This is a genomic window from Streptosporangium vulgare (assembly GCF_042428775.1).
Taxonomy (GTDB): Bacteria; Actinomycetota; Actinomycetes; order Streptosporangiales; family Streptosporangiaceae; genus Streptosporangium; species Streptosporangium vulgare.
On sequence record NZ_JBHMBS010000006.1, the window covers coordinates 130,806 to 150,091 of the forward strand.

At 70.3% G+C, this 19,286-nt stretch carries 19 protein-coding genes; 12 read left to right on the plus strand and 7 right to left on the minus strand.

Going from position 1 to position 19,286, the window contains the following annotated elements:
- Positions 1 to 20 precede the first annotated feature (20 nt).
- Positions 21 to 671 carry a class E sortase gene (locus ACFFRH_RS14785; RefSeq protein WP_344744889.1) on the minus strand — a complete coding sequence of 217 codons (651 nt, stop codon included), beginning with the start codon at positions 669 to 671 and terminating at the stop codon, positions 21 to 23.
- A 211-nt stretch (positions 672 to 882) separates the two neighbouring features.
- Between ACFFRH_RS14785 and ACFFRH_RS14790 the strand changes: the two genes are divergently transcribed.
- Positions 883 to 1,128 (plus strand): cell division protein CrgA, encoded by a 246-nt coding sequence (locus ACFFRH_RS14790; RefSeq protein WP_344744891.1) that lies wholly within the window; start codon positions 883 to 885, stop codon positions 1,126 to 1,128.
- Positions 1,129 to 1,176: 48 nt separating this feature from the next.
- On the opposite strand, the gene ACFFRH_RS14795 is transcribed toward ACFFRH_RS14790, so the two are convergent.
- Positions 1,177 to 2,052 (minus strand): rhomboid family intramembrane serine protease, encoded by an 876-nt coding sequence (locus ACFFRH_RS14795; RefSeq protein ID WP_386156952.1) that lies wholly within the window; start codon positions 2,050 to 2,052, stop codon positions 1,177 to 1,179.
- A 407-nt stretch (positions 2,053 to 2,459) separates the two neighbouring features.
- Entirely contained in the window at positions 2,460 to 2,996 is a 537-nt protein-coding gene (locus tag ACFFRH_RS14800) for a peptidylprolyl isomerase (RefSeq protein ID WP_344744894.1), read from the minus strand.
- Between the two features lie 329 nt (positions 2,997 to 3,325).
- Between ACFFRH_RS14800 and ACFFRH_RS14805 the strand changes: the two genes are divergently transcribed.
- Positions 3,326 to 3,817, plus strand: a complete 492-nt coding sequence (locus tag ACFFRH_RS14805; RefSeq protein ID WP_386156956.1) for a hypothetical protein — start codon at positions 3,326 to 3,328, stop codon at positions 3,815 to 3,817.
- A 276-nt stretch (positions 3,818 to 4,093) separates the two neighbouring features.
- On the plus strand, positions 4,094 to 5,185 hold the full coding sequence (locus tag ACFFRH_RS14810) for an Rv3169 family protein (RefSeq protein ID WP_344744897.1): 1,092 nt from the start codon (positions 4,094 to 4,096) through the stop codon (positions 5,183 to 5,185).
- A gap of 422 nt (positions 5,186 to 5,607) precedes the next feature.
- Here the strand turns inward: ACFFRH_RS14810 and ACFFRH_RS14815 are convergent, their stop codons facing one another.
- Positions 5,608 to 6,198 carry a hypothetical protein gene (locus ACFFRH_RS14815; RefSeq protein WP_344744898.1) on the minus strand — a complete coding sequence of 197 codons (591 nt, stop codon included), beginning with the start codon at positions 6,196 to 6,198 and terminating at the stop codon, positions 5,608 to 5,610.
- Between the two features lie 205 nt (positions 6,199 to 6,403).
- Between ACFFRH_RS14815 and ACFFRH_RS14820 the strand changes: the two genes are divergently transcribed.
- From ACFFRH_RS14820 to ACFFRH_RS14845, 6 genes are all read left to right on the plus strand, one after another.
- Positions 6,404 to 7,072, plus strand: coding sequence for a response regulator transcription factor (locus tag ACFFRH_RS14820; RefSeq protein WP_344744899.1), 669 nt, complete (start codon positions 6,404 to 6,406; stop codon positions 7,070 to 7,072).
- 781 nt (positions 7,073 to 7,853) lie between these two features.
- The gene (locus ACFFRH_RS14825; protein WP_386156960.1) at positions 7,854 to 8,879 is read left to right on the plus strand and encodes a sensor histidine kinase; all 1,026 of its coding nucleotides are present in this window, start codon (positions 7,854 to 7,856) and stop codon (positions 8,877 to 8,879) included.
- A 74-nt stretch (positions 8,880 to 8,953) separates the two neighbouring features.
- Positions 8,954 to 9,340: a Rieske (2Fe-2S) protein gene (locus tag ACFFRH_RS14830; RefSeq protein ID WP_386156963.1), complete on the plus strand. Its 387-nt coding sequence runs from the start codon at positions 8,954 to 8,956 to the stop codon at positions 9,338 to 9,340.
- Positions 9,341 to 10,197: 857 nt separating this feature from the next.
- Positions 10,198 to 11,079: a GNAT family N-acetyltransferase gene (locus ACFFRH_RS14835; protein ID WP_344744902.1), complete on the plus strand. Its 882-nt coding sequence runs from the start codon at positions 10,198 to 10,200 to the stop codon at positions 11,077 to 11,079.
- Between the two features lie 217 nt (positions 11,080 to 11,296).
- On the plus strand, positions 11,297 to 12,178 hold the full coding sequence (locus ACFFRH_RS14840; protein WP_386156966.1) for a L,D-transpeptidase family protein: 882 nt from the start codon (positions 11,297 to 11,299) through the stop codon (positions 12,176 to 12,178).
- 147 nt (positions 12,179 to 12,325) lie between these two features.
- Positions 12,326 to 12,571: a hypothetical protein gene (locus ACFFRH_RS14845; protein WP_344744903.1), complete on the plus strand. Its 246-nt coding sequence runs from the start codon at positions 12,326 to 12,328 to the stop codon at positions 12,569 to 12,571.
- 196 nt (positions 12,572 to 12,767) lie between these two features.
- On the opposite strand, the gene ACFFRH_RS14850 is transcribed toward ACFFRH_RS14845, so the two are convergent.
- Both ACFFRH_RS14850 and ACFFRH_RS14855 read right to left on the minus strand, forming a co-directional pair.
- Positions 12,768 to 13,739, minus strand: coding sequence for a serine hydrolase domain-containing protein (locus ACFFRH_RS14850; RefSeq protein WP_344744904.1), 972 nt, complete (start codon positions 13,737 to 13,739; stop codon positions 12,768 to 12,770).
- A gap of 33 nt (positions 13,740 to 13,772) precedes the next feature.
- Positions 13,773 to 14,816, minus strand: coding sequence for an aldo/keto reductase (locus ACFFRH_RS14855; protein WP_344744905.1), 1,044 nt, complete (start codon positions 14,814 to 14,816; stop codon positions 13,773 to 13,775).
- 124 nt (positions 14,817 to 14,940) lie between these two features.
- Here ACFFRH_RS14855 and ACFFRH_RS14860 point away from each other — a divergent pair, with 124 nt between their 5' ends.
- From ACFFRH_RS14860 to ACFFRH_RS14870, 3 genes are all read left to right on the plus strand, one after another.
- Complete coding sequence (locus ACFFRH_RS14860; RefSeq protein ID WP_344744906.1) at positions 14,941 to 15,891, plus strand: AraC family transcriptional regulator; 951 nt, start codon at positions 14,941 to 14,943, stop codon at positions 15,889 to 15,891.
- Between the two features lie 292 nt (positions 15,892 to 16,183).
- Positions 16,184 to 16,672: a MarR family winged helix-turn-helix transcriptional regulator gene (locus ACFFRH_RS14865; RefSeq protein ID WP_344744907.1), complete on the plus strand. Its 489-nt coding sequence runs from the start codon at positions 16,184 to 16,186 to the stop codon at positions 16,670 to 16,672.
- Positions 16,673 to 16,745: 73 nt separating this feature from the next.
- Positions 16,746 to 18,245, plus strand: coding sequence for a DHA2 family efflux MFS transporter permease subunit (locus ACFFRH_RS14870; RefSeq protein ID WP_344744909.1), 1,500 nt, complete (start codon positions 16,746 to 16,748; stop codon positions 18,243 to 18,245).
- A 42-nt stretch (positions 18,246 to 18,287) separates the two neighbouring features.
- On the opposite strand, the gene ACFFRH_RS14875 is transcribed toward ACFFRH_RS14870, so the two are convergent.
- Entirely contained in the window at positions 18,288 to 19,139 is an 852-nt protein-coding gene (locus tag ACFFRH_RS14875; RefSeq protein WP_386156972.1) for a DUF72 domain-containing protein, read from the minus strand.
- Positions 19,140 to 19,286 lie beyond the last annotated feature (147 nt).

Sequence of the window (19,286 nt, forward strand, 5' to 3'; positions counted from 1 at the left end):
TGTCTCCCGGGACCCGGCGTCTACCCGGACCTCCCGAGGCGGTCCGCCCGCCCTTCCAGCTCGCCGGAGACGATGAGCCGCTGGGCGGCCGAGTACTCCGGGTGGCAGGTGGACAGGGTGATCAGCGCCCTGGTGGGCTCGCGGCCGGGCCGGCCGGGAACCGGGGCGACCACGCCGATCTCGGTGGGGTCGACGACGCGCTTGCCGGTGACGCGGTAGGTGTAGCGGGCCTCGCGGGCGTCGACCAGGATGAGATCGCCCCGGCGGAGCTCGTCGATGCGGTTGAAGGGGGCGGCATAGGTGGTCCGATGGCCCGAAAGAACGAAATTACCGATTTTTCCTGGCATGGCGGTACCGGGGTAATGGCCGGGCCCCATCCGCAGCCGATCCTGGTCGACGCCTTCCACGATGGCGTACCGGTAGTCGTCCCCGAGCCTGGGGATCGACAGCATCGCCACCGCCCCGCCCAGCCGGATCGGCCCAGGCGGCTCGCCCCGTCGGTCTCCGGCCGCCCCGACCGGCGGGATCTCCTCCGCCAGCTCCCTGCGCAGCAGCGCCTGCTGCGCGGCGGTGTAGGAGCCGGTGCCCCACAGCAGGTAGGCGCAGAAGAGGAGGACGACCAGCCCCGCGGTGACGCTCAGGTCGCCCAACACCCTCAGCGCCGCTCTCATGGGGTCAGGCTAGTGACCGAAAAGCCCTCCGCGGCGGGCCGGATCACGGGTCCGGCGCAACATTTGCCACAGGATGGTGCCCTACGGAATCGCCATGGTCCACCTGCGCCGACTATCCTTACACGGAACTCCACCCACTAGCGACTACGCTAATCGACACGGCCTGCGCACGATCCAGATCGCGCAGGGTTGACGCAGGAGAAGAACCCCAGTGCCCAAGCCCAAGACTCGCAAGAAGCCGGTCTACACCCCGCCGCAGACCTCACAGCAGGTCAAGATCAGCCCACGCTGGTTGGCGCCGGTCATGGTGACCTGCTGGATCGTCGGCATCCTGTGGATCGCCGTCTACTACGTGGCGCCCACCGCTCCCCTTCTCGGCACCCTCCAGAACTGGAACCTGCTGGTCGGGTTCGCGTTCATCATCCTCGGGGTGATCCTTTCCACCCGCTGGCGCTAGCTTTTCCACAGGCATTGTCCACACCCTGGGGAAGCATCAGGGTGTGGATCAACCGAAGATCCCGAGTTCGGCCTGGACGGCGAACGGCGGCAGCCCCAGCACCAGCGCGACCAGGACGATCAGCACCGCCGCGCAACCACCCCACTGGATTGCGCTGCGGTTCCTGGCCGGGGCGAAGGCGAAGACCGCGGCGACCAGGGCGCCGGTGATCAGGCCACCGAGGTGTCCCTGCCAGCTGATGCCGGGGACCACGAAGGTGATCACAGCGTTGGCGCCGATCAGCCAGAGCACGCCCTGGGCGTTGTAGCCGAGCTTCTTGGCGAGCACGAACAGCGCGGCGAACATGCCGTAGATCGCGCCCGAGGCGCCGACCGCGGCGATGCCGAACAGGTAGACCGCGACGGACCCGCCGAGCGCGGCGAGGAGATACAGCGCCAGGAACCTGGCCGATCCGAGGCGCCGCTCCAGCTCGGGGCCGATGGCGTAGAGGGCCCACATGTTGAACACGATGTGGGTCAGGGCAAAGCCACCGCCCCCCAGCGGCTGGTGCAGGAAGGCGCCGGTGATCAGGCGCCACCACTCACCGTGATAGCCGACCTCGTAGGCGTTCATCATGAAGTTGGTCAGCACCCAGTCGGTGCTCGCGGTCTCGGCGGCGTACGCCAGGACATTGATGATCAACAGTGCCCAGGTGACCCGGGGCGTGGTGACCGCCCGGCCGCCGAACACGGACTGCGCCTGCCGCACGCCCTTGTTGCCCTCGGCCGCGCACTCGGGGCACTGGAAGCCCACCGAGGCGTCGCGCATGCAGTCGGGGCAGATGGGACGGTCGCAGCGCTGGCAGCGGACGTAGGTCTCACGCCCCGGATGCCGGTAGCAGGTGGGGACAACGGTGTTGGGCTCGTTGGACGACTGGGTGGTCATGTGTGTGGCTGGCCCCTTCGAGCGTTCTGTTATCCACAGACTGCCAGCCTATTCACGATCCCGAGCACCCGTACACCCGCGAACGGCCGCCGGGCCACACCGGCCGGCCGGAGTCGCGGGCAACGGTGAGGCCGTCCGGGGGGAGCGAAGCCGGGGGCGGAGGTCCGGGCGAGCCGGCACGAGGGCTGGGAGCGGGGATGGGAGGCCAAGCCAGGGCGGGGGCCGGGCCGAAGGAAGGGTGAGGGCCGGGCCGGGGAGTGAGGGGCCGGGCCGGGGAGCGAAGGGCCGGGCCGGGGAGCGAAGGGCCGGAAGGCAGGAGGCCGAAGGGCGGGGCTCGGTGGGCGGGGACGGGCACGCCCGGCGGGAACGCGAACGGCGGCCTCCTGAGGAGGCCGCCGAGCATGAGATCAGCTCTGGACGCGCTCGATGGTCACCGACTCCAGGACCACGGGCTCCGTGGGACGGTCACGGGCGTCGGTGTCGGTCTTGGCGATGGCGTCGACGACGTCCTGGCCCTCGATCACCTCACCGAAGATGGTGTGCTTGCCGTTGAGGTGCGGCGTGGGCACGACCGTGATGAAGAACTGCGAGCCGTTGGTGCCGCGGCCGAACTGGACACCGGCGTTCGCCATGGCGAGCAGGTAAGGACGGTTGAAGTAGAGGTCCGGGTGGATCTCGTCGTCGAACTTGTAGCCGGGGCCGCCGACGCCCTGGCCCAGCGGGTCGCCACCCTGGATCATGAATCCGGAGATGACCCGGTGGAAGATCGTGCCGTCGTACAGCCTGGCGTTGGTCTTCTGGCCGCTCTCCGGGTGCACCCACTCGCGGGTGCCCTCGGCGAGCTCGACGAAGTTACTCACGGTCTTGGGCGCGTGATCCGGGAAGAGCTGGACCTTCACGCTACCGCGGTTGGTGTTGAGGTTTGCGATCAACTTCTCAGCCATGATCGGACTGCCCCCTTCAGGTCGTAGGAATACCTGTGCAACGTATTGCTTTTGTGGCACTTTGACGATTTCGGCCGCAGCCGCATCCCCAAGCATCCTCCCACGGGCCGTCATGATTGAGCCGCCTTCGAGCGGGAAGGGGTGGCGACGGGGCCCCAACGAATGGGGAGGTTGTTGTGCCTCTAGCACTGTTTGGAAAGCGCCACATCAAGATCGTGGCTCCGGAAAGGCGGCTGCGCCACGTGAAGGCTCAAGCCGTCCGCGCCGCGGATCGGGTCGGCCCAATGGCCAGCCACGCCCGTGACGCGGCAAGTCATCATGCTCACGACATGGCCGTCCAGGCTCGCGATGTGGCCAGTCACGCCCGCGAGATGGCCGACCAGGCCCGTGACGTGGCCGGTCAGGCCCGTGACGTGGCCAGCGAGAAGATCATCGTGGCACGCGGGTGGGCGGCACCCAGGCTTGACGCCGCCGCGCACTCGTTCGAGGAGCAGCTCGCGCCGAAAATCAGCGCCGCGCTCTCCCAGGCCGCCGCGAGAATCGATCCCGCTCCCGCGAAGTCCAGGAAATCGCCGATGATCCTGCTCTTCGCGGGCGTCGCGATCGCGGCGGTGGGCTACGTCCTGTACCGCAGGAACGCCGACCAGTGGGCGGACACGCTGAAGGAGAGCGCCTCCGACGCGTCCCAGTGGGTGGGACAGAAAACGGAGGCGGTGGCCGGGAAGGTCTCCGGCGCGGCGGATGACGCTGCGACGAAGGCCGACGAGATCAGCTCCAAGACCGACTCCGGGGCGGAGCACGTCTCCAAGAACCTGCCCTAGGAGCCGGAGCGCGCCGGTCCTCCGTCTAACGAACCCGGCGTACGGCGACTGCCGGAAGTACGGCCCGCACCTTCAAGGTGCGGGCCGTACTCCTGTGCGGAGTTCGTTACTCCTGTGCGGAGTTCGTCGGCGCTTGTGTACGGAGTCCATCGACACTCCTGCGCGGGAACCCTCTGAAACTCCTGCGCGGGAACCCTTTGCCACTCCTGTGCCGGGGCCTGTTGACCGATCACCAAGCGCTTGTTAGAACGTGTTCCCCGGCCCCAAGGAGCACCGATGACGCTGTCGCCCCTCGACGACCATCCCGTACACCAGTCGCCCGAGGTGATGCGGCACGTCACGACGTCGGACCGCAACTTCTACGACCGGTACTACTTCAACTGCCACGCGGGATCCGACGAGTTGATGCTCGTCGTCGGTCTCGGCCAGTATCCCAACCTCGGCGTCACCGACGCGTTCGCCTGCGTGCGGTACCGGAACCTGCACCGCGTGGTCCGGGCCTCCCGGGAACTCGGTGACGACCGGATGGACACGCGGGTCGGCCCGTTCGAGGTCGAGGTGATCGAGGGCCTGCGGCGGCTGCGGGTGGTGCTCGACGCCACGGAGCACGGCCTCTCCTTCGACCTCACCTGGGAGGGCACCGTACCGGCCACCCTCGAACCCCGGCACTTCCTGCGCTGGCAGGAGCGTGTGGTGTTCGACTCCTCCCGAATGGCCCAGACGGGCCGGTGGACCGGGCACATCCTGGTCGGCGACGAGCGCGTCGAGGTCACCCCCGACCGCTGGCAGGGCACCCGCGACCGCTCGTGGGGCATCCGCCCGGTCGGCGAGCCCGAGCCCCCCGGCATCCAGGCGCGCAACACGGGCACCTTCTACTGGCTCTACACGCCCGTCCAGTTCGACGACCACGCCATCCTGTGCATCGTCCAGGAGGACGAGAAGGGCCGCCGACTGCTGGAGGAGGCGGTGCGCGTGTGGGGGTTCGGCTCCCTGAGGGAGGGCGAGGAGGAGTATCTCGGCCGTCCCGAGTACCGCCCGACGTACGTGGACGGCACCCGGGAGGTGCGCGAGGCGACGATCTCCTTCTCCCCGCCGGGCGGGAAACCCTTCGACCTGCACTGCGTCCCGATTCTCCCGGTGCACCTGATGGTGGGCACCGGATATGGCCTGGAACCGGATTGGAAGCACGGCATGTACCAGGGTCCCCACCCGGTGGTCCAGGGCGTCACCCACACGCTGCCCGAGGACGCCTCCAAGATGTGGGGCATGGTCGACGCGGTCGGCCGCTTCGAGTACGACGGCCGGATCGGCCATGGGTTGTACGAGTACTGGGCCCTGGGCCCGCACCCGTCCTTCCCCGAGGGCTGATCGACCGCACGCGACCCGTCGTTCCCCGGGGACCGGCCGGGCCACCGCACGTGACCTGCCGTTCCCCGGGGACCGACCGCCGCGCCTGACCGGTCGTCCCCCGAAGACCGGTCACCGCACGAGACCGGTCATCCCCCGAAGACCGGTCACCGCACGGGACGGGATCTCCGCGCGGGTTTCCCGGATCGTCTCCGATCCGGCCGCGGACCGGCTGCGGACCGGCTGCGCTCCGCTGCGGCCCACCTCCGGGCCGACTGCGAACCGGAGGCACACCAGAGGCGGAGGCGGACCAGCGCGGACCGGAAGCGGACCTGAGGCGGGCCGACTGCGAACCGGCCGGGACATTCCCGCACGGATACCCCGGCCGGTTCGCAGGTCTTTTCCGGGGACGCTCCTCGGCTCGCCGGGGCGTCCCCGCGATGTCACTCCTCCTCGGCCTTCTTGGCGCAGGTCACGGTGGGCACGCCGTCTTCCGAGAGCTTGCCCGCCACCCTGACCTCGGTGACCGCGGCCCCCTCGGGAGCGGTCACGGCCGTGGAGAGCATGGCCGCCTCCCCTGGCTTCTGAGCGCCTTCCGGAAGGGGCTGTGCGACCGTGACATCGACGGCCTCGGGCGGGGTCGTGCCGTCGGGCAGGGCGGGCAGAGTGGACGGCTCCGCGTCCGGCCGCACCGACCGGGTGTCCTCAGTGATCATGACGTGTCCGGCCTCGGCCTTCCCGGACACACCGGTCTTCCCGGACACACCGGCCTGTCCGGACGGCACGGCGGGGAGGGCGGGAACGGCGGGCACCGCGAGAGCCGATCCCTCCTTCTCCAGTTTCTCGCGCTCTGCCTCGGTGAGCCGGCGCGTCGTCAGGGTCACCTGGCCGCCTCCCTCACAGTCGATGAGCACGACGCCGTCTCCGGGCAGGGGGGCGGGGGTCGGTGTGTCGTCGGCGCTGGCGGCTCCGGTCAGCGTGGCCATCAGAGCCCCCGCGGTCACCACGGCGGCGGCGAGCATGCGGATGCGCATGGGTGTTCTCCTTGTCAGGCGAATCGGCGAACGAGGCGAATGAAACGGATGAAGCAGACGAAGCGGCGTGTGGACTGGTGACTCGTGAACGGACCGGCATGCGGTGCTGGAGGTCACAGGCTCCCGCCCGTCGCCTGAACCCAGCCTGAAGGTGCCAGAAATCGTCTTCAGGTTGGCTTTAGGCGGGGTACGGCAGGCTGACGACATGCGCGTGCTACTGGTTGATGACGAGAAGCGCCTGGCCCACCTCCTGAAGGAAGGGCTGGCGGGCGAGGGCTTCGCCGTCGACGTCGCGTACGACGGGCGCGACGGGCTGTGGATGGCGACCGAGAACCCGTACGACGTGATCGTGCTCGACGTCATGCTGCCTCGGATGAACGGCTACACCGTCTGCGCCAAACTTCGCGACGCGGAGAACTGGACGCCGATCCTGATGCTCACCGCCAAGGACGGGGTGCACGACGAGGCCGAGGCCCTGGACACGGGCGCGGACGACTTCCTGTCCAAACCGTTCTCCTACGTGGTGCTGCTCGCCCGGTTGCGCGCGCTGGTACGCAGGGGCGGCAAGGCGAGGCCGGTGTCCATCGCGGTCGGCGACCTCACCGTCGATCCGGCGGGGCTTCGCTGCCGCCGGGGCGAGGTGGAGATCCCCCTCACGCCCAAGGAGTTCGCGGTTTTGCACGGCCTGGCACGCAGGCAGGGCGAGGTGGTCTCCAAGGGCGAGTTGCTGGCCCAGGCGTGGGACTTCTCCTACGACGGCGACCCGAACATCGTCGAGGTCTACGTCAGCGCGCTCCGCCGCAAGATCGATTCTCCGTTCGGCCGCTCGTCGCTGGTGACCGTACGCGGTGCCGGCTACCGGTTGGAGGCCTGAGATGGCGTCGCGCCTGTCGGTACGGCTCCGGGCGACCCTCGCGGCGACCGCCATCGTCGCGGTCGCGCTGGGTGTGGCGGCGTCGGTGCTCGTCGGCGTGCTGACGGGGAGCCTGACGCGGAGCGCCTCCGACGAGGCCGCCCGCCGCGCCGGCGCCACCGCCGACGTGCTCGCCGGCGGCACGGTGACACTCGACGCCCAGGCGATCCACGTCACGTCGGCCAGTGTCCCGGCGTCCCCCGCATGGACGGTCGACGCTCCGTCGGCCACGGTGGTGACCGTCGCCGGATCGCGGACCGGCGCCGCCTGGCACTCGGAACCGGCCCTCCTCGACCCCGACATCAAGATCTTCGCGCGTCCCGTGTCGCCTGTCCCGACACTCTCCGGCGCGGCTCCGACCCCGGCCCCGGCCGCCGTCCGGTCGTCCGACGGGAAAGCCGCGGCGCCGCCCGGGGTGTCTGGGGTGTCTGGGGTGTCCAGGGGGAAGGTGACGGCATCGTCCAGAGCGGCCACGCCGCCATCCGGGTCATCCGAACCGTCCGGGTCATCCGGGCCATCCGGACCCTCTGGGCCATCATCCGGGAAGGTGGCGGCGTCATCCGGGGAGGCCGCGCCGTCATCGGGACCGTCTGGAGTACCGGGGCCGGCCGAAGCGTCCGGACTGACCGGGCTGACCGGGCTGACCGAGCCATCCAAACAGGCCGGGCCGTCCAAGCAAGCCGAGCCATCCGAACAGGCCGGAGCGTCCGGACGGAAGGCCGCGGCGCCGCCCGTGGTGACCGTGCAGAACATCGCGAGCGGAGCCGCGCTCCAACCGGCCGAGATGACGCGATGGGCTCCCGGCGATTCCTTCGCCCTGGCCACGATGCCCGTGGACACCGCCAACGGCACGCTGTTCGTACAGGCCAGGGCCTCGCTCGAACCCACGGTGGACGCCCTGACGGCCCTGCGCGGCCTGCTGCTTCCCGGTATTCCCGCGTTGCTCCTGCTGGTCGCCGCCCTCACCTGGCTCGCCGTCGGCCGGGCGCTGGCACCGGTCTCGGCCATCCGCGCCGAGATGGCCGACATCACCGCGAGCGACCTGCACCGGCGGGTTCCCGTACCGAGGTCGCGTGACGAGATCGCCCGCCTCGCCGAGACCATGAACCGTACGCTCGACCGCCTCGAACAGGCGGTCAGTCGGCACAAGCGCTTCGTCGCCGACGCGGCCCACGAACTCCGCAGCCCACTGGCCATCCTGCGGACCCGCCTGGAGCTGGCCCGGCCGGGGCCGCTGGCGGCCGAAGCGCTCACCGACGTGGAGCGGATCCAGTCCCTCACCTCCGACCTTCTCCTGCTCGCCCGCCTGGACGCCGGGGAGCCCGGCTGTCACGAGGAGGTGGACCTCGGCCAGGTGACCGCCGAGGAGGCGGCCAGGTCGCGGCCCCGGCCGGAGATCAGGGTCACGCTGGAGGTGGCGGCCGACACCGTGATCCTCGGCTCCGCCGGACAGCTGCGCCGCCTGGTGGCCAATCTGGTGGACAACGCCGTACGCCACGCGAGTTCCACGGTCACCGTCCGGCTGGCCACGGACGGCGGCGAGGCGGTGCTCGACGTGCTCGACGACGGGCCGGGCATCCCCGCCGAGCACCACGAGGCGGTCTTCGACCGCTTCACCCGGCTGGACGAGGCCAGGGACAGGGACGCGGGCGGCGCGGGTCTCGGGCTGGCCATCGCGAGGGACATCGCGGTACGGCACGGCGGCAGCCTGCGTATCGCGGGGAAAGATCGAGAAGCATGGCTACAGGCCCGTTTTCCTGTGATATGAACCACACACGTGATCTATCACGGACCCCTTCACTTCCCAGGAGGCCCGCCATGCCCGCTCCTACCCGCCGTTTGATGATCTTCCGAGGTCTCGTGGGCGGCGCCGCCGCCGCGATCGCGGCGGCCACCGCGTGGGTACGCCCCGCCGAGGCCTCCGAGGACACCGGGGAGGCCGCCGGTCCCATCCTCGCCAAGACCAGCAGCATTCCGGTCGGCGGCGGCCGGATCATCAAGGGCACGTGGGTGGTCACCCAGCCGAAGAAGGGCACCTTCCGCGCCTTCAGCGCGAAGTGCACGCACCAGGGCTGCCCGGTCTCCACCATCCGGGGCGGGACCATCAACTGCCCCTGCCACGGCAGCAAGTTCCGGATCGCGGACGGCTCGGTGGCCAGGGGCCCCGCCAAGCGGCCGCTGGCCCGTAAGAAGATCAAAATCTCCAAGGGTGTCATCCGGCTGAGCTGATCGACCGGCACTCACCCGGCCTCCTCGCGGGCCGCTCCCGTGACGGGCGTCACGGGAGCGGCCCGCCAGGGGGACCGGCTCGGCGGTTCATGAAGACGGGGATCCGGGATTCGTCCTCTTGCCGGTCCTTCCGGGCGTAGTGGGAGCAGGTCGCCACCCCGCTCGCGGCCACAGGAAAGCCAGGTGCGCAGAGAAGGCCAGGCGCGTCAGCGCGGGCGACTGTGCCGAGACGAACTCGCGCAAACGTCGCTCCTCCCTGACGCCCATGATCACCGCCACCCTGCTGGTCGCCCCCTGAGACGCTCCAGCGAGCGCGCCACCACCTCTCCACGCCGTGCGAACCAGCACGAAGTCACACGCGGGCTCGTGGGCGAAGAGATGAGGAGGTTGGGGCATCGGCGAAGGTTTCACGTGAATCAATGTGCTTCGCGAGGTGGCGGGGCGATCACGACGGATCGCGCCCGCTCCCGGGGGCGGGGACAGGGGCGAGGATTATCAGGGTGCGCCGGGCGGGGAGCGGCGAAAGAATGCGCGGTGCGGGACCCGGCGAGTCGGCGGTTCGATGATCCGCGTACCCGCGACCCGGGACCCGGGGTCCGGGGTCCGGGGCTCGGCGAGTCGATGGCCCGACAAGTCGATGGTTCGGCGAGTCGACGGTTCGGCGAGTCGGCGGGGCAGCGGGTTGGCGGGGCGGTGAGTTCGAGCGGGTCCGTGGTCCGGCCGCGAGGCCGGTTCGGCCCACAGGACCCCACAGGACCCCACAGGACCGCCACGGAATCGCCGTTGAGCCGTCGTGGAACCGCCATTGAGCCGCCCTGGAACCACCCTGGAACCGCCGCGAGAAGGATGTGAGACCGATGAGCGACATCACCGTGCGCCCCTACGAGGGTGCCGCCGATCTGCGAAAGATGCAGGAACTCGTACGGGCGGCATGGGGTCCCGCCGTCCGGCCGCACATCGGCGGGCTCGCCTGGAGCAGGTTCCAGCACGTGGGGCGGGAGGCGGAGTGGCCGACGGCGCTGTGGGAGCGCGACGGTGACACCCTGGCGTGGGGCTGGGCGATGCCTCCGGGCGAGCTGGAGATGTTCGTGCACCCGGAGTGTCCCGAGCTGGCGGACGAGGTGCTCGGCTGGTTCCACGGCGTGGTCGCCGGCGACGAGCCGGGGGTGACCATCCTGGAGGGCGAGAGGCGACTCGCCGCGACCCTCGCCCGGCACGGCTACCGGCGGGAGCCCGCGGACGCGCCCTTCCTCCTGCGCATGTCACGCGACCTGCGCGACCTGCCGGAACCCGAGCTGCCTCCCGGTTTCGTCGCGCGCCACGTGCGCGGCGAGGAGGACGTGCCCGCGCGAGTGGCCGTGCACCGGTCGGCGTTCGCCCCCTCGTCGGTCACCGAGGAGAGCTACCGCAACGTCATGGGCGCGTGGCCCTACCGGCGCGAGCTGGACAGCGTCATCGAGGCACCGGACGGCCGCCTGGCGTCGTACTGCCTGATCTGGCCGGACGACGCCAACGGCGTCGGGGAGCTGGAGCCGGTCGGCACGCATCCGGACTTCCGGCGGATGGGGCTGGCCCGCGCGGCCTGCCTGCACGCGCTGCGCGGGCTCGGCGAGGCGGGCGCGGTCACCGCGATCGTCCATCCTCGGGGGGACGCGGGATATCCGGTGCCCGCGCGGCTGTACGAGGCACTCGGCTTCCGCGTCCTCGACCGGACGGCCCGCCACACGCGCCGCCGCTGAACCCCGCTGAGCCCTGTCGAGTCCCGTCGAGCCCGTCCAACGGTTTCCCAGATATCTGATGAATATCGCCATATAACCTCGCCCGGAAATATATGCATATTTTCTCGGGAAAATTCCCCCGAGATAACTCTTGAACCGCACGAGGATGTATAAGTCTTACTCCCCGGCAAGTAGCATTAGAGGGTTAATCGCACCTGTCGGCGGATAGACGTCACATATGCGAAGCACCGTTCAACTCTCCCTCATCACCAGCACCGTCTTCGCCCTGGTCACAACCCTCCCCTTCGGCGTCACGCACGCCATGGCCGACCCCACCCCCGATTCCTGGAACGCCCCTCTGCCGGACCAATTCACGACCCTCAAAACAGGCAGCACGGGAATCGAGGTCCACAATGCGAAGAAAAGACTTAAAGATTTGGGTTTCCCCCCCGGAAATCTCAGCCCCACGTACGACTCCGCGCTGCGGATGACCGTGTGGGCTTTCCAGAAGGCCAACGGACTGAAGCCCGTCGACAGGATCGACTCGCCGACCTGGCAGGCCCTCCTGCACCCCCGCCGGGTCAGGCCCCTGGTGGCGGACGGGGAGCCGGAAAGGACCGAGATCGACCTACGGCGCCAGCTCCTCACGACGTGGAAGGGCGGGAAACCCGTGCTCGTGACCCACATCTCGACCGGTGCCCGCAGACCGTACTGCGAGAAGGGTCACTGCGGATTCGCCGCGACCCCGCTCGGCGACTATCGGGCGGGAGCGCGGGTTCCCGGCTGGTCCACGGGGATCCTGGGGGCGATGTTCTACCCCGTCTACTTCAACGGCGGCATCGCCATCCACGGCTCCACCCTCGTCCCCCGCTACCCCGCGTCCCACGGATGCGTCCGGATCCCGCTGCACAACGCCCTCGACGTCTACCGCTTCCTCCAGCCGGGCATTCCCGTGTACGTCCGCCGTTCGGAGGCTCCCGCCGAACGCCGCCCGAAGGCTCGCGGGGAACAGCGCTCCCGGATTCCCAAGGCACGATCTCCGGAGGCTCCGCGTCGCTCGCACCGGCAGTCCTCGCGGCCCGGCCGCTCCACCGACGATCACGGTAGGCGCCACCGGTGAGCCGTGGAGGCGTGCCCGAGCCGGAAGGTGGCCTTTCCGCCGGAAAATCCCGGCGGGTACGGCGATCGAACCGATCCCACGGGCTTAGAACCGGTGCCGTGAGGTCATGATGAAGATGTCGGCAGATCATTCCGAAGGGCGTGAATCGTGATACCAACCATGATCCTGTTCGGCCTGATCTTCGGGCGCTGGTGGCGGGCCTCCCTCCTCGCCGCCGCCGTGTTCTGGCCCGCCGTGCTCCTGGCCGGCGACGCGATCGGACTCGACGGGTCACTGGTGATGGCGGCCGCGCTGGGCGTGCTCAACGTCGCCGCCGGGGTGGCGATTCACCAGAGCGTGCTCTGGCTCGTGAGGAACACGATCACGCAGCGGGCGCGGGCGAAGAACCCGTAACCGTACGGCCGGCCACGCCGGGACTCGACATCCCCGACATCCCCGACATCCCCGACGTCTCCACCGGTGAACACGGCGATCCGGGCGGGAACGAGGAGCCGGGCGGGAACAGCGAGCCGGGGCGGGAACGACGACCCCGGGGAACGAGAACCGGGCAGGACGCGGACCGGTGGCGTTCCTCCCGTGTCCCCGGTGGTCACGCGGTTCGGCGCCCGATCCCCGCCAGGATCACCTCGTCGAGCACGACCGAGGCGGTCGACCGGTCGGGCCCGTCGTACTGTCCGGCGTTGATGGCGACCACCAGGTCCAGCTCGGGTGACACGTGGATTAGCTGGCCGCCGTTGCCGGTCCCGCCCGTCCACGTGTCGCCCACGTACCAGTGATAGCCGTAGTGGCGACCCTCGTCGATCCGCACGCGCGGGTGCAGCGCCGCCTTCAGCCAGGACGACGGGACGACGCCGCCGCCCCCGTCGAGCACGAGCCGCCCGATCGCGAGAAGGTCGCGAGGGGTGAGCCGCAGCCCGGAGGCGGCGAAGGCCACCCCGTCCTCGCCGGCCGACCACTCGAAGCGCGTGATCCCCAGCGGCTCGAACAGCCTGGCACGCGCGTAGTCCTGAACGGCCCGGCCGGTGCCCTTCTCGATGAGCCGCGCCACCAGCGCCGAGGCGCCCCCGCAGTAGGACCATCGCCTGCCCGGCTCGTCCACGATCCGCTGCTCCAGGACGTAGCGGGAACGGTCTGGGGCGAGTTCCATCGCGATCTCGCTGTTGGCGGCGCTCGTGTAGGGGGCGCTCTCGTCCCACTCCAGGCCGAGCGTCATGGTGAGCGCGTGCTCGACCGTGAGCGCGGCGCGCCGGGGGTCCTCGGCGAGATCCGGATACTCGGGGAAGTGCCGCAGCAGCGGCTCGCGCGGCTCCGGCACCCGGCCGTCGGCGAGGGCGACGCCGTACAGGAGGCCGACGACGCTCTTGGTGACCGAGCGGACGTCGTGGAGCGTGTCGGGCGTGAAGCGCACCCGGCCGAGCGGCTCGTTCAGCCGGAAGTCCTCGCCTTCGCCGTAGTGCTCAAGGATCACCCGGCCGTGGCGGAGGACGACCACGGCGTGGAGGCCGGGCAGCCGCCCCTGGTCCAGGGCGAGGGCGAGACGGTCGGTGAGTGTGTCGCTCATGATCCTGTTCTACGGCCTCTCCCCGTGTCAGGATCAACCCTGCGGGGCGAATTCCCACGTGCCCTGCTTGGGGAAACGGTCGGAGTGGTCGGCCTGGATCCAGCCGGGGTATTCGACCGGGAGCGCGCTGACGGCGTCCAGTTCGGTGAGATCCCGCTCGGTGAGCTCCAGGTCGACGGCGGCGAGGTTCTCGGTGAGCTGTTCCGGGCGCTTGGCGCCGATGATGACGCTGCTCACGCCGGGTCGCGAAAGCACCCAGGCCAGCGCGACGCGGGACACGCCGACCTCGTGGCGGGCCGCCACCTCGCGCAGGACGTCGATGACGTCGTAGGCGCGCTCCAGGTTCACCGGCGGGAACTCGAACCGGTTGCGGCGGGCCCCGCCGTCGCTCGTGCCGGTGCGGTCGAACTTCCCCGACAGCAGGCCGGCGGCGAGCGGGCTCCAGACCAGCAGGCCGAGCCTCTGGTCCTGGAGCAGGGGGAGGATCTCGCGTTCGATGTCGCGGGCCGCGAGCGAGTACTGGGCCTGCAGGGAGACGAACCGCGCCCATCCCCGCCGCTCGGAGACCCCGAGCGCCTTCATCGCCTGCCAGGCGGTCAGGTTCGAGGCGCCGATGTAGCGGACCTTCCCCTGGTGCACGGCGTCGTCGAGGGCGGCGAGGGACTCCTCGAAGGGCGTGATCGGGTCGATGTTGTGGATCTGGTAGAGGTCGATGTGGTCGGTACGGAGCCTGCGCAGGCTGTCCTCCAGCGACCGCATGATGTGCAGCCGGGACTGGCCGACGTCGTTGGGACCGGCGGCCGTCCGCGCGGTCATCTTGGTGGCGAGCACCACGTCGCGGCGGCGTGCCCCGAGCACCTGGCCGAGAAGCTCCTCCGACTCGCCCCCGCCGTACACGTCGGCGGTGTCGATGAGGTTCACCCCGTGATCGAGCGCGGTGCCCACCAGGTGGTCCGTCTCCTTCACGTCCAGCGCGCCGACCGCCTCCCAGACCTGGCCGCGCCCGCCGAAGCTCATCGCTCCCAGCGAGATGCCGGAGACGAAGACCCCGGTGGTACCGAGCTGTGCGTATTTCATCGTCCTACTCCTTCCAGATGACCAGATGACCAGATGAGGGGGGGCGTTGGAACGCTATAACCCGTCTACCTGGACAATCCATAAGAAAGAGTCCGACATATATGCGAGATCGTCCGGAGTCACCATGGACCCCCTGTCCGATGTCCTGACCCTGCTGAACGTCAGGAGCGCCCTCTCCTCGCGCTTCGAGGCCGCCGGCCGCTGGGCGCTGCGCTTCCGGAGCTACCGGCACATCAAGATCGGCGCTATCACGTCCGGCGCCTGCTGGCTCACCATCGACGGCATGCCCGCGCTGCGGCTGGCGGCGGGCGACTGCTACCTGCTCACGGGCGGGCGGCCGTACGAGGTCGCCAGCGACCTGGACATCGAGGCGGAGGACGGCCACGCCGTCTACCTCGACGCTCCCAACATCAGGAACGTACGGTACGGGACCACCGCCCGGGACGACGCGGAGCCGACCGTCATCATCGGCGGCAGCATCACCCTCGACGACATGACCGCGACGCTGCTGCTCGACTGCCTGCCCCCGGCCGTGCGCATCCCCGCCGACAGCGAGCAGGCCCGGACCCTGCGCCCGGTGCTGGGGATGCTGACCCACGAGACCGCGGCCGAGCCGCTCGGGGCGACGGTGATGATCGAGCATCTGACCCAGATCATGTTCGTCCAGGCCCTGCGTGCCCACCTGGCCGGCGAGGAGAGGATCCCGGGCTGGCTGGGAGCGCTGAACGACCCGCGGATCGGCTCCGCGCTCACCCTGATGCACCAGCAGGCCACCCGCCGCTGGACGGTCGCCGGCCTCGCCGCCGAGGTGGACATGTCCCGCTCCAGCTTCGCGCTGCGTTTCAAGACCCTCGTCGGGCTGCCGCCGCTGGACTACCTGCTGCACTGGCGCATCCGGTCGGCGGCCGAGGCGTTGCGCGCCGGTGACCGCACGGTCGCGTCGGTGGCCACCGAGTGGGGGTACGCCTCGGAGAGCGCCTTCAGCAACGCCTTCAAACGCGTCACCGGCCAGCCGCCCGCCCGGTACCGGACCGCGAAGCCGCCCCCGCCGGCCGCCCCTCCCGTCTACGAATGACACCGGCGGGCGGGTCCACGCCTCGCGGGCACCCTCCGGCGGCGGGCACGAGGCCACCGTGCCGACCTGGTCCTCACCGACCACGAGACCGCCACCTGACGGGATCCGTGCATCGGGGGCCGTCCTCGCCCGCGATCGGCGTGGGGTTCCGCGTGGCCACGACGCGACTCTGGCGAGCAGGACACCCGGCCGGACGGCCGGTCAGCTGATCGGCTGGTCGGTTTTCCGGACCCCCGCGAGTACTTCCGCTTGCGGATAATCCAGAACGGTACCGGTTGGCTATGGTGGGGCCATGACCGCGATGGCACCCGCCCGTACCGAGCCTGACCTGTCGTTCCTGCTCGACCACGCCGGCCATGTCCTGAGAACCCGGATGGCGGCGGCGCTCGCCGAGATCGGGCTGACGGCACGCATGCACTGCGTGCTGGTCCACGCCCTGGAGGAGGAGCGCACGCAGATCCAGCTCGCCGAGATCGGCGACATGGACAAGACCACGATGGTGGTCACGGTCGACGCCCTGGAGAAGGCGGGGCTCGCCGAGCGCCGCCCGTCCAGTACGGACCGGCGCGCCCGGATCATCGCGGTCACCGAGAAGGGCGCCGAGGTCGCGCGGCAGAGCCAGGAGATCGTCGACGGCGTGCACCGGGCGGCACTGGGCGCCCTGCCCGAGGACGAGGGCGAGGTGCTCGTACGAGCCATGAACCGCCTGGTGACGGGCCATCTGGCCACTCCGGCCGAGGCTCCGCAGGGGGTCAGGCGGGCGCGGCAGCGCACAAAGTAAATCCACAGAGGATCGTCTACAACAAAACTATCTGCTACGGTCGCTTCTGTTCCCTTCCGAACAGGAGACGGCCATGTCGCACACCGCACCCTCCCCCCGCCCCTCCCGGCCACCCCGCGCCGGCGCGTCCCCGTCGCGCCGGCTCGCGCTCACCGTACTGTCCGCCGCGATGCTGATGACGATCCTGGACGGCAGCATCGTGACCGTGGCGATGCCGGCCATCCAGGCGGATCTGGGCTTCTCACCCGCCGGGCTCAGCTGGACCGTGAACGCCTACCTGATCGCCTTCGGCGGGCTGCTCCTGCTGTCCGGCCGGCTGGGCGACCTCATCGGCCGCAAGACCATGTTCCTGGCCGGGAACGTGGTCTTCACCGCCGCGTCGCTGCTGGCCGGGCTCGCCACCGGGCCCGGCACGCTGATCGCCGCCCGGTTCCTGCAGGGCGTCGGCAGCGCGATGGCCTCCGCGGTCGTGCTCGGCATCCTGGTGACGCTGTTCACCGAGCCCGGGGAACGCGCGAAGGCGATCGGCGTCTTCAGCTTCACCGGCGCCGCCGGGGCCTCCATCGGCCAGGTCCTGGGCGGGGTCCTCACCGACGCGCTCGGCTGGCACTGGATCTTCTTCATCAACCTGCCGATCGGGCTGGCCACGATCGCGCTCGCGATCCGGACCCTGCCGGGCGAGCGCGGGATCGGGCTCGCCGCCGGGGCCGACGTCATCGGCGCCGTGCTGGTCACCTCCGGCCTGATGCTCGGCATCTACACGGTGGTCAAGATCGAGGAGTACGGCTGGCTCGCGGCGCACACCCTCGGCCTGGGCGCGGTGTCGCTCGTCCTGCTGGCCGCGTTCGTCGCCCGCCAGGCGACCGCGAGGACCCCGCTGATGCCGCTGCGGATCTTCCGCTCGCGCAACGTCTCGGGCGCCAACCTGGCCCAGATCCTGACACTGTCGGCCATGTTCGCCTTCCAGATCATCGTCGCGCTCTACATGCAGAAGGTCCTCGGGTACGGCGCGCTCGACACCGGCCTCGCGATGCTTCCCGCGGCGGTGGCCATCGGCGGCGTGTCCCTGTTCCTCTCCGCCCGGCTCAACACCCGTTTCGGTGAGCGTGCCGTCCTGCTGGCGGGCCTGGTGCTCCTGTTCGGGGCGATGTGCTGGCTCACCCGCGTACCGGTGAACGCGAACTACGTCACCGACCTGCTCCCGGTGATGCTGCTCATCGCGGGAGGCGGGCTGGTGCTCCCGGCCCTGACCACGCTCGGCATGTCCGGCGCCAGGGCCGACGACGCGGGCCTGGCGTCCGGGCTGTTCAACACCACCCAGCAGATCGGCATGGCGGTCGGCGTCGCGGTGCTGTCCACGCTGGCCGCCTCGCGCACCGAGGAACTGCTGTCCGCGGGAGAGAGCGGCGCGGCCGCGCTGACCGGCGGCTACCACCTGGCCTTCGGCATCGCCGCGGCCCTGCTCCTCGCCGCCTTCACGGTCGCGCTCGTCGTGCTGCGGCAGCCCGGCCCGGAGGCCACCACCTCGGACGCCGCCCCCGTCACACCGGCGGCCCGGCCGGAGACCCCCTGATCACCTCCGCGACGGGTCCGACCACGCGCGATGCGGCAGTGGTCAGAAGAGGGTCAGCGGCTCGGTGGGCATGGGCTCGGGGAGCGGCTCGATCCCGGGCAGCAGGGCGCGTACGTCGTCGTGGAAGCGGCGGGCGAGCGTCAGCGCGTCGGCGTTGTCGGGGGTGTGGACGAACACGGTCGGCGAGCGGCCCTCGCGCAGCCACTCGGCGACCGTGCCGATCCAGTGCCGCCAGCCCTCGATCGTGCTCGCGGTGTCGTCCCGGCCGAGGTAGCGGACGATCGGGCGGTCCGTGAGAGCGACCGACCGGCGCGGCATGCGCGGCTTCTTCGACCACGCCTCCCGTTCGGCGTCGCTGGTCGGAGGGCTGCGGAAGAGAGTGGTGGTGTCGAAGGGCACCCACTCGGCGCCCGCGCCGGCGAGAACCCCTTCGAGGAGCCGTACGGATCGCACGTCGTCGAAGAACGCGCGGTGGCGGACCTCGACGGCGTACCTGTGCGAGCCGGGAAGTCCGCGGAGGAAGGCCGCCAGGGTGCCTAGGTCGGTCGGGCCGAACGATCCCGGCAGCTGGATCCAGAGGGTCTCGGCTCGCGGCCCGAGGGGTTCGATCGCCTCCAGGAACGATCGCACCTCCTCGTCGACGCCGGTGAGACGGCCCTCGTGGGTGATCGTCCTGGGCAGCTTGAGCACCAGGCGAAAGTCCGGGCCGGTCTGCCGCGCCCACGACTCCACCGTGTTCCTCGCCGGTGTCGCGTAGAACGTCGTGTTGCCCTCCACCGCGTTGCACCAGGTCGCATAGGCCCGCAGGCGCTCCCCGGGAGGAAGCGGATGGGGCAGGAGACGTCCCTGCCATGACGTGAGGGTCCACATCGCGCATCCCACATGAAGCCGCATGGCCTCGACGCTATCCAAGGATGGCGGGAGACAAGAACCGGGCGTCGTCCGAGCGGGTGCGCGCTTTACGGGGTCGTCCGAGCGGGTGCGCTTTACGGGGTCGTCCGGGTACGTGCGCTTTACGGGGTCGTCCGCGTGAGTGCGTCT

Excerpts from the sequence above, each read along its gene's own strand:
- ACFFRH_RS14785 (WP_344744889.1), bottom strand. The coding sequence starts at position 671 with ATGAGAGCGGCGCTGAGGGTGTTGGGCGACCTGAGCGTCACCGCGGGG.
- ACFFRH_RS14795 (WP_386156952.1), bottom strand. The coding sequence starts at position 2,052 with ATGACCACCCAGTCGTCCAACGAGCCCAACACCGTTGTCCCCACCTGC.
- ACFFRH_RS14800 (WP_344744894.1), bottom strand. The coding sequence starts at position 2,996 with ATGGCTGAGAAGTTGATCGCAAACCTCAACACCAACCGCGGTAGCGTG.
- ACFFRH_RS14805 (WP_386156956.1), top strand. The coding sequence starts at position 3,326 with ATGGCCGTCCAGGCTCGCGATGTGGCCAGTCACGCCCGCGAGATGGCC.
- ACFFRH_RS14810 (WP_344744897.1), top strand. The coding sequence starts at position 4,094 with ATGACGCTGTCGCCCCTCGACGACCATCCCGTACACCAGTCGCCCGAG.
- ACFFRH_RS14815 (WP_344744898.1), bottom strand. The coding sequence starts at position 6,198 with ATGCGCATCCGCATGCTCGCCGCCGCCGTGGTGACCGCGGGGGCTCTG.
- ACFFRH_RS14820 (WP_344744899.1), top strand. The coding sequence starts at position 6,404 with ATGCGCGTGCTACTGGTTGATGACGAGAAGCGCCTGGCCCACCTCCTG.
- ACFFRH_RS14830 (WP_386156963.1), top strand. The coding sequence starts at position 8,954 with ATGATCTTCCGAGGTCTCGTGGGCGGCGCCGCCGCCGCGATCGCGGCG.
- ACFFRH_RS14835 (WP_344744902.1), top strand. The coding sequence starts at position 10,198 with ATGAGCGACATCACCGTGCGCCCCTACGAGGGTGCCGCCGATCTGCGA.
- ACFFRH_RS14840 (WP_386156966.1), top strand. The coding sequence starts at position 11,297 with ATGCGAAGCACCGTTCAACTCTCCCTCATCACCAGCACCGTCTTCGCC.
- ACFFRH_RS14850 (WP_344744904.1), bottom strand. The coding sequence starts at position 13,739 with ATGAGCGACACACTCACCGACCGTCTCGCCCTCGCCCTGGACCAGGGG.
- ACFFRH_RS14855 (WP_344744905.1), bottom strand. The coding sequence starts at position 14,816 with ATGAAATACGCACAGCTCGGTACCACCGGGGTCTTCGTCTCCGGCATC.
- ACFFRH_RS14860 (WP_344744906.1), top strand. The coding sequence starts at position 14,941 with ATGGACCCCCTGTCCGATGTCCTGACCCTGCTGAACGTCAGGAGCGCC.
- ACFFRH_RS14865 (WP_344744907.1), top strand. The coding sequence starts at position 16,184 with ATGACCGCGATGGCACCCGCCCGTACCGAGCCTGACCTGTCGTTCCTG.
- ACFFRH_RS14870 (WP_344744909.1), top strand. The coding sequence starts at position 16,746 with ATGTCGCACACCGCACCCTCCCCCCGCCCCTCCCGGCCACCCCGCGCC.
- ACFFRH_RS14875 (WP_386156972.1), bottom strand. The coding sequence starts at position 19,139 with ATGCGGCTTCATGTGGGATGCGCGATGTGGACCCTCACGTCATGGCAG.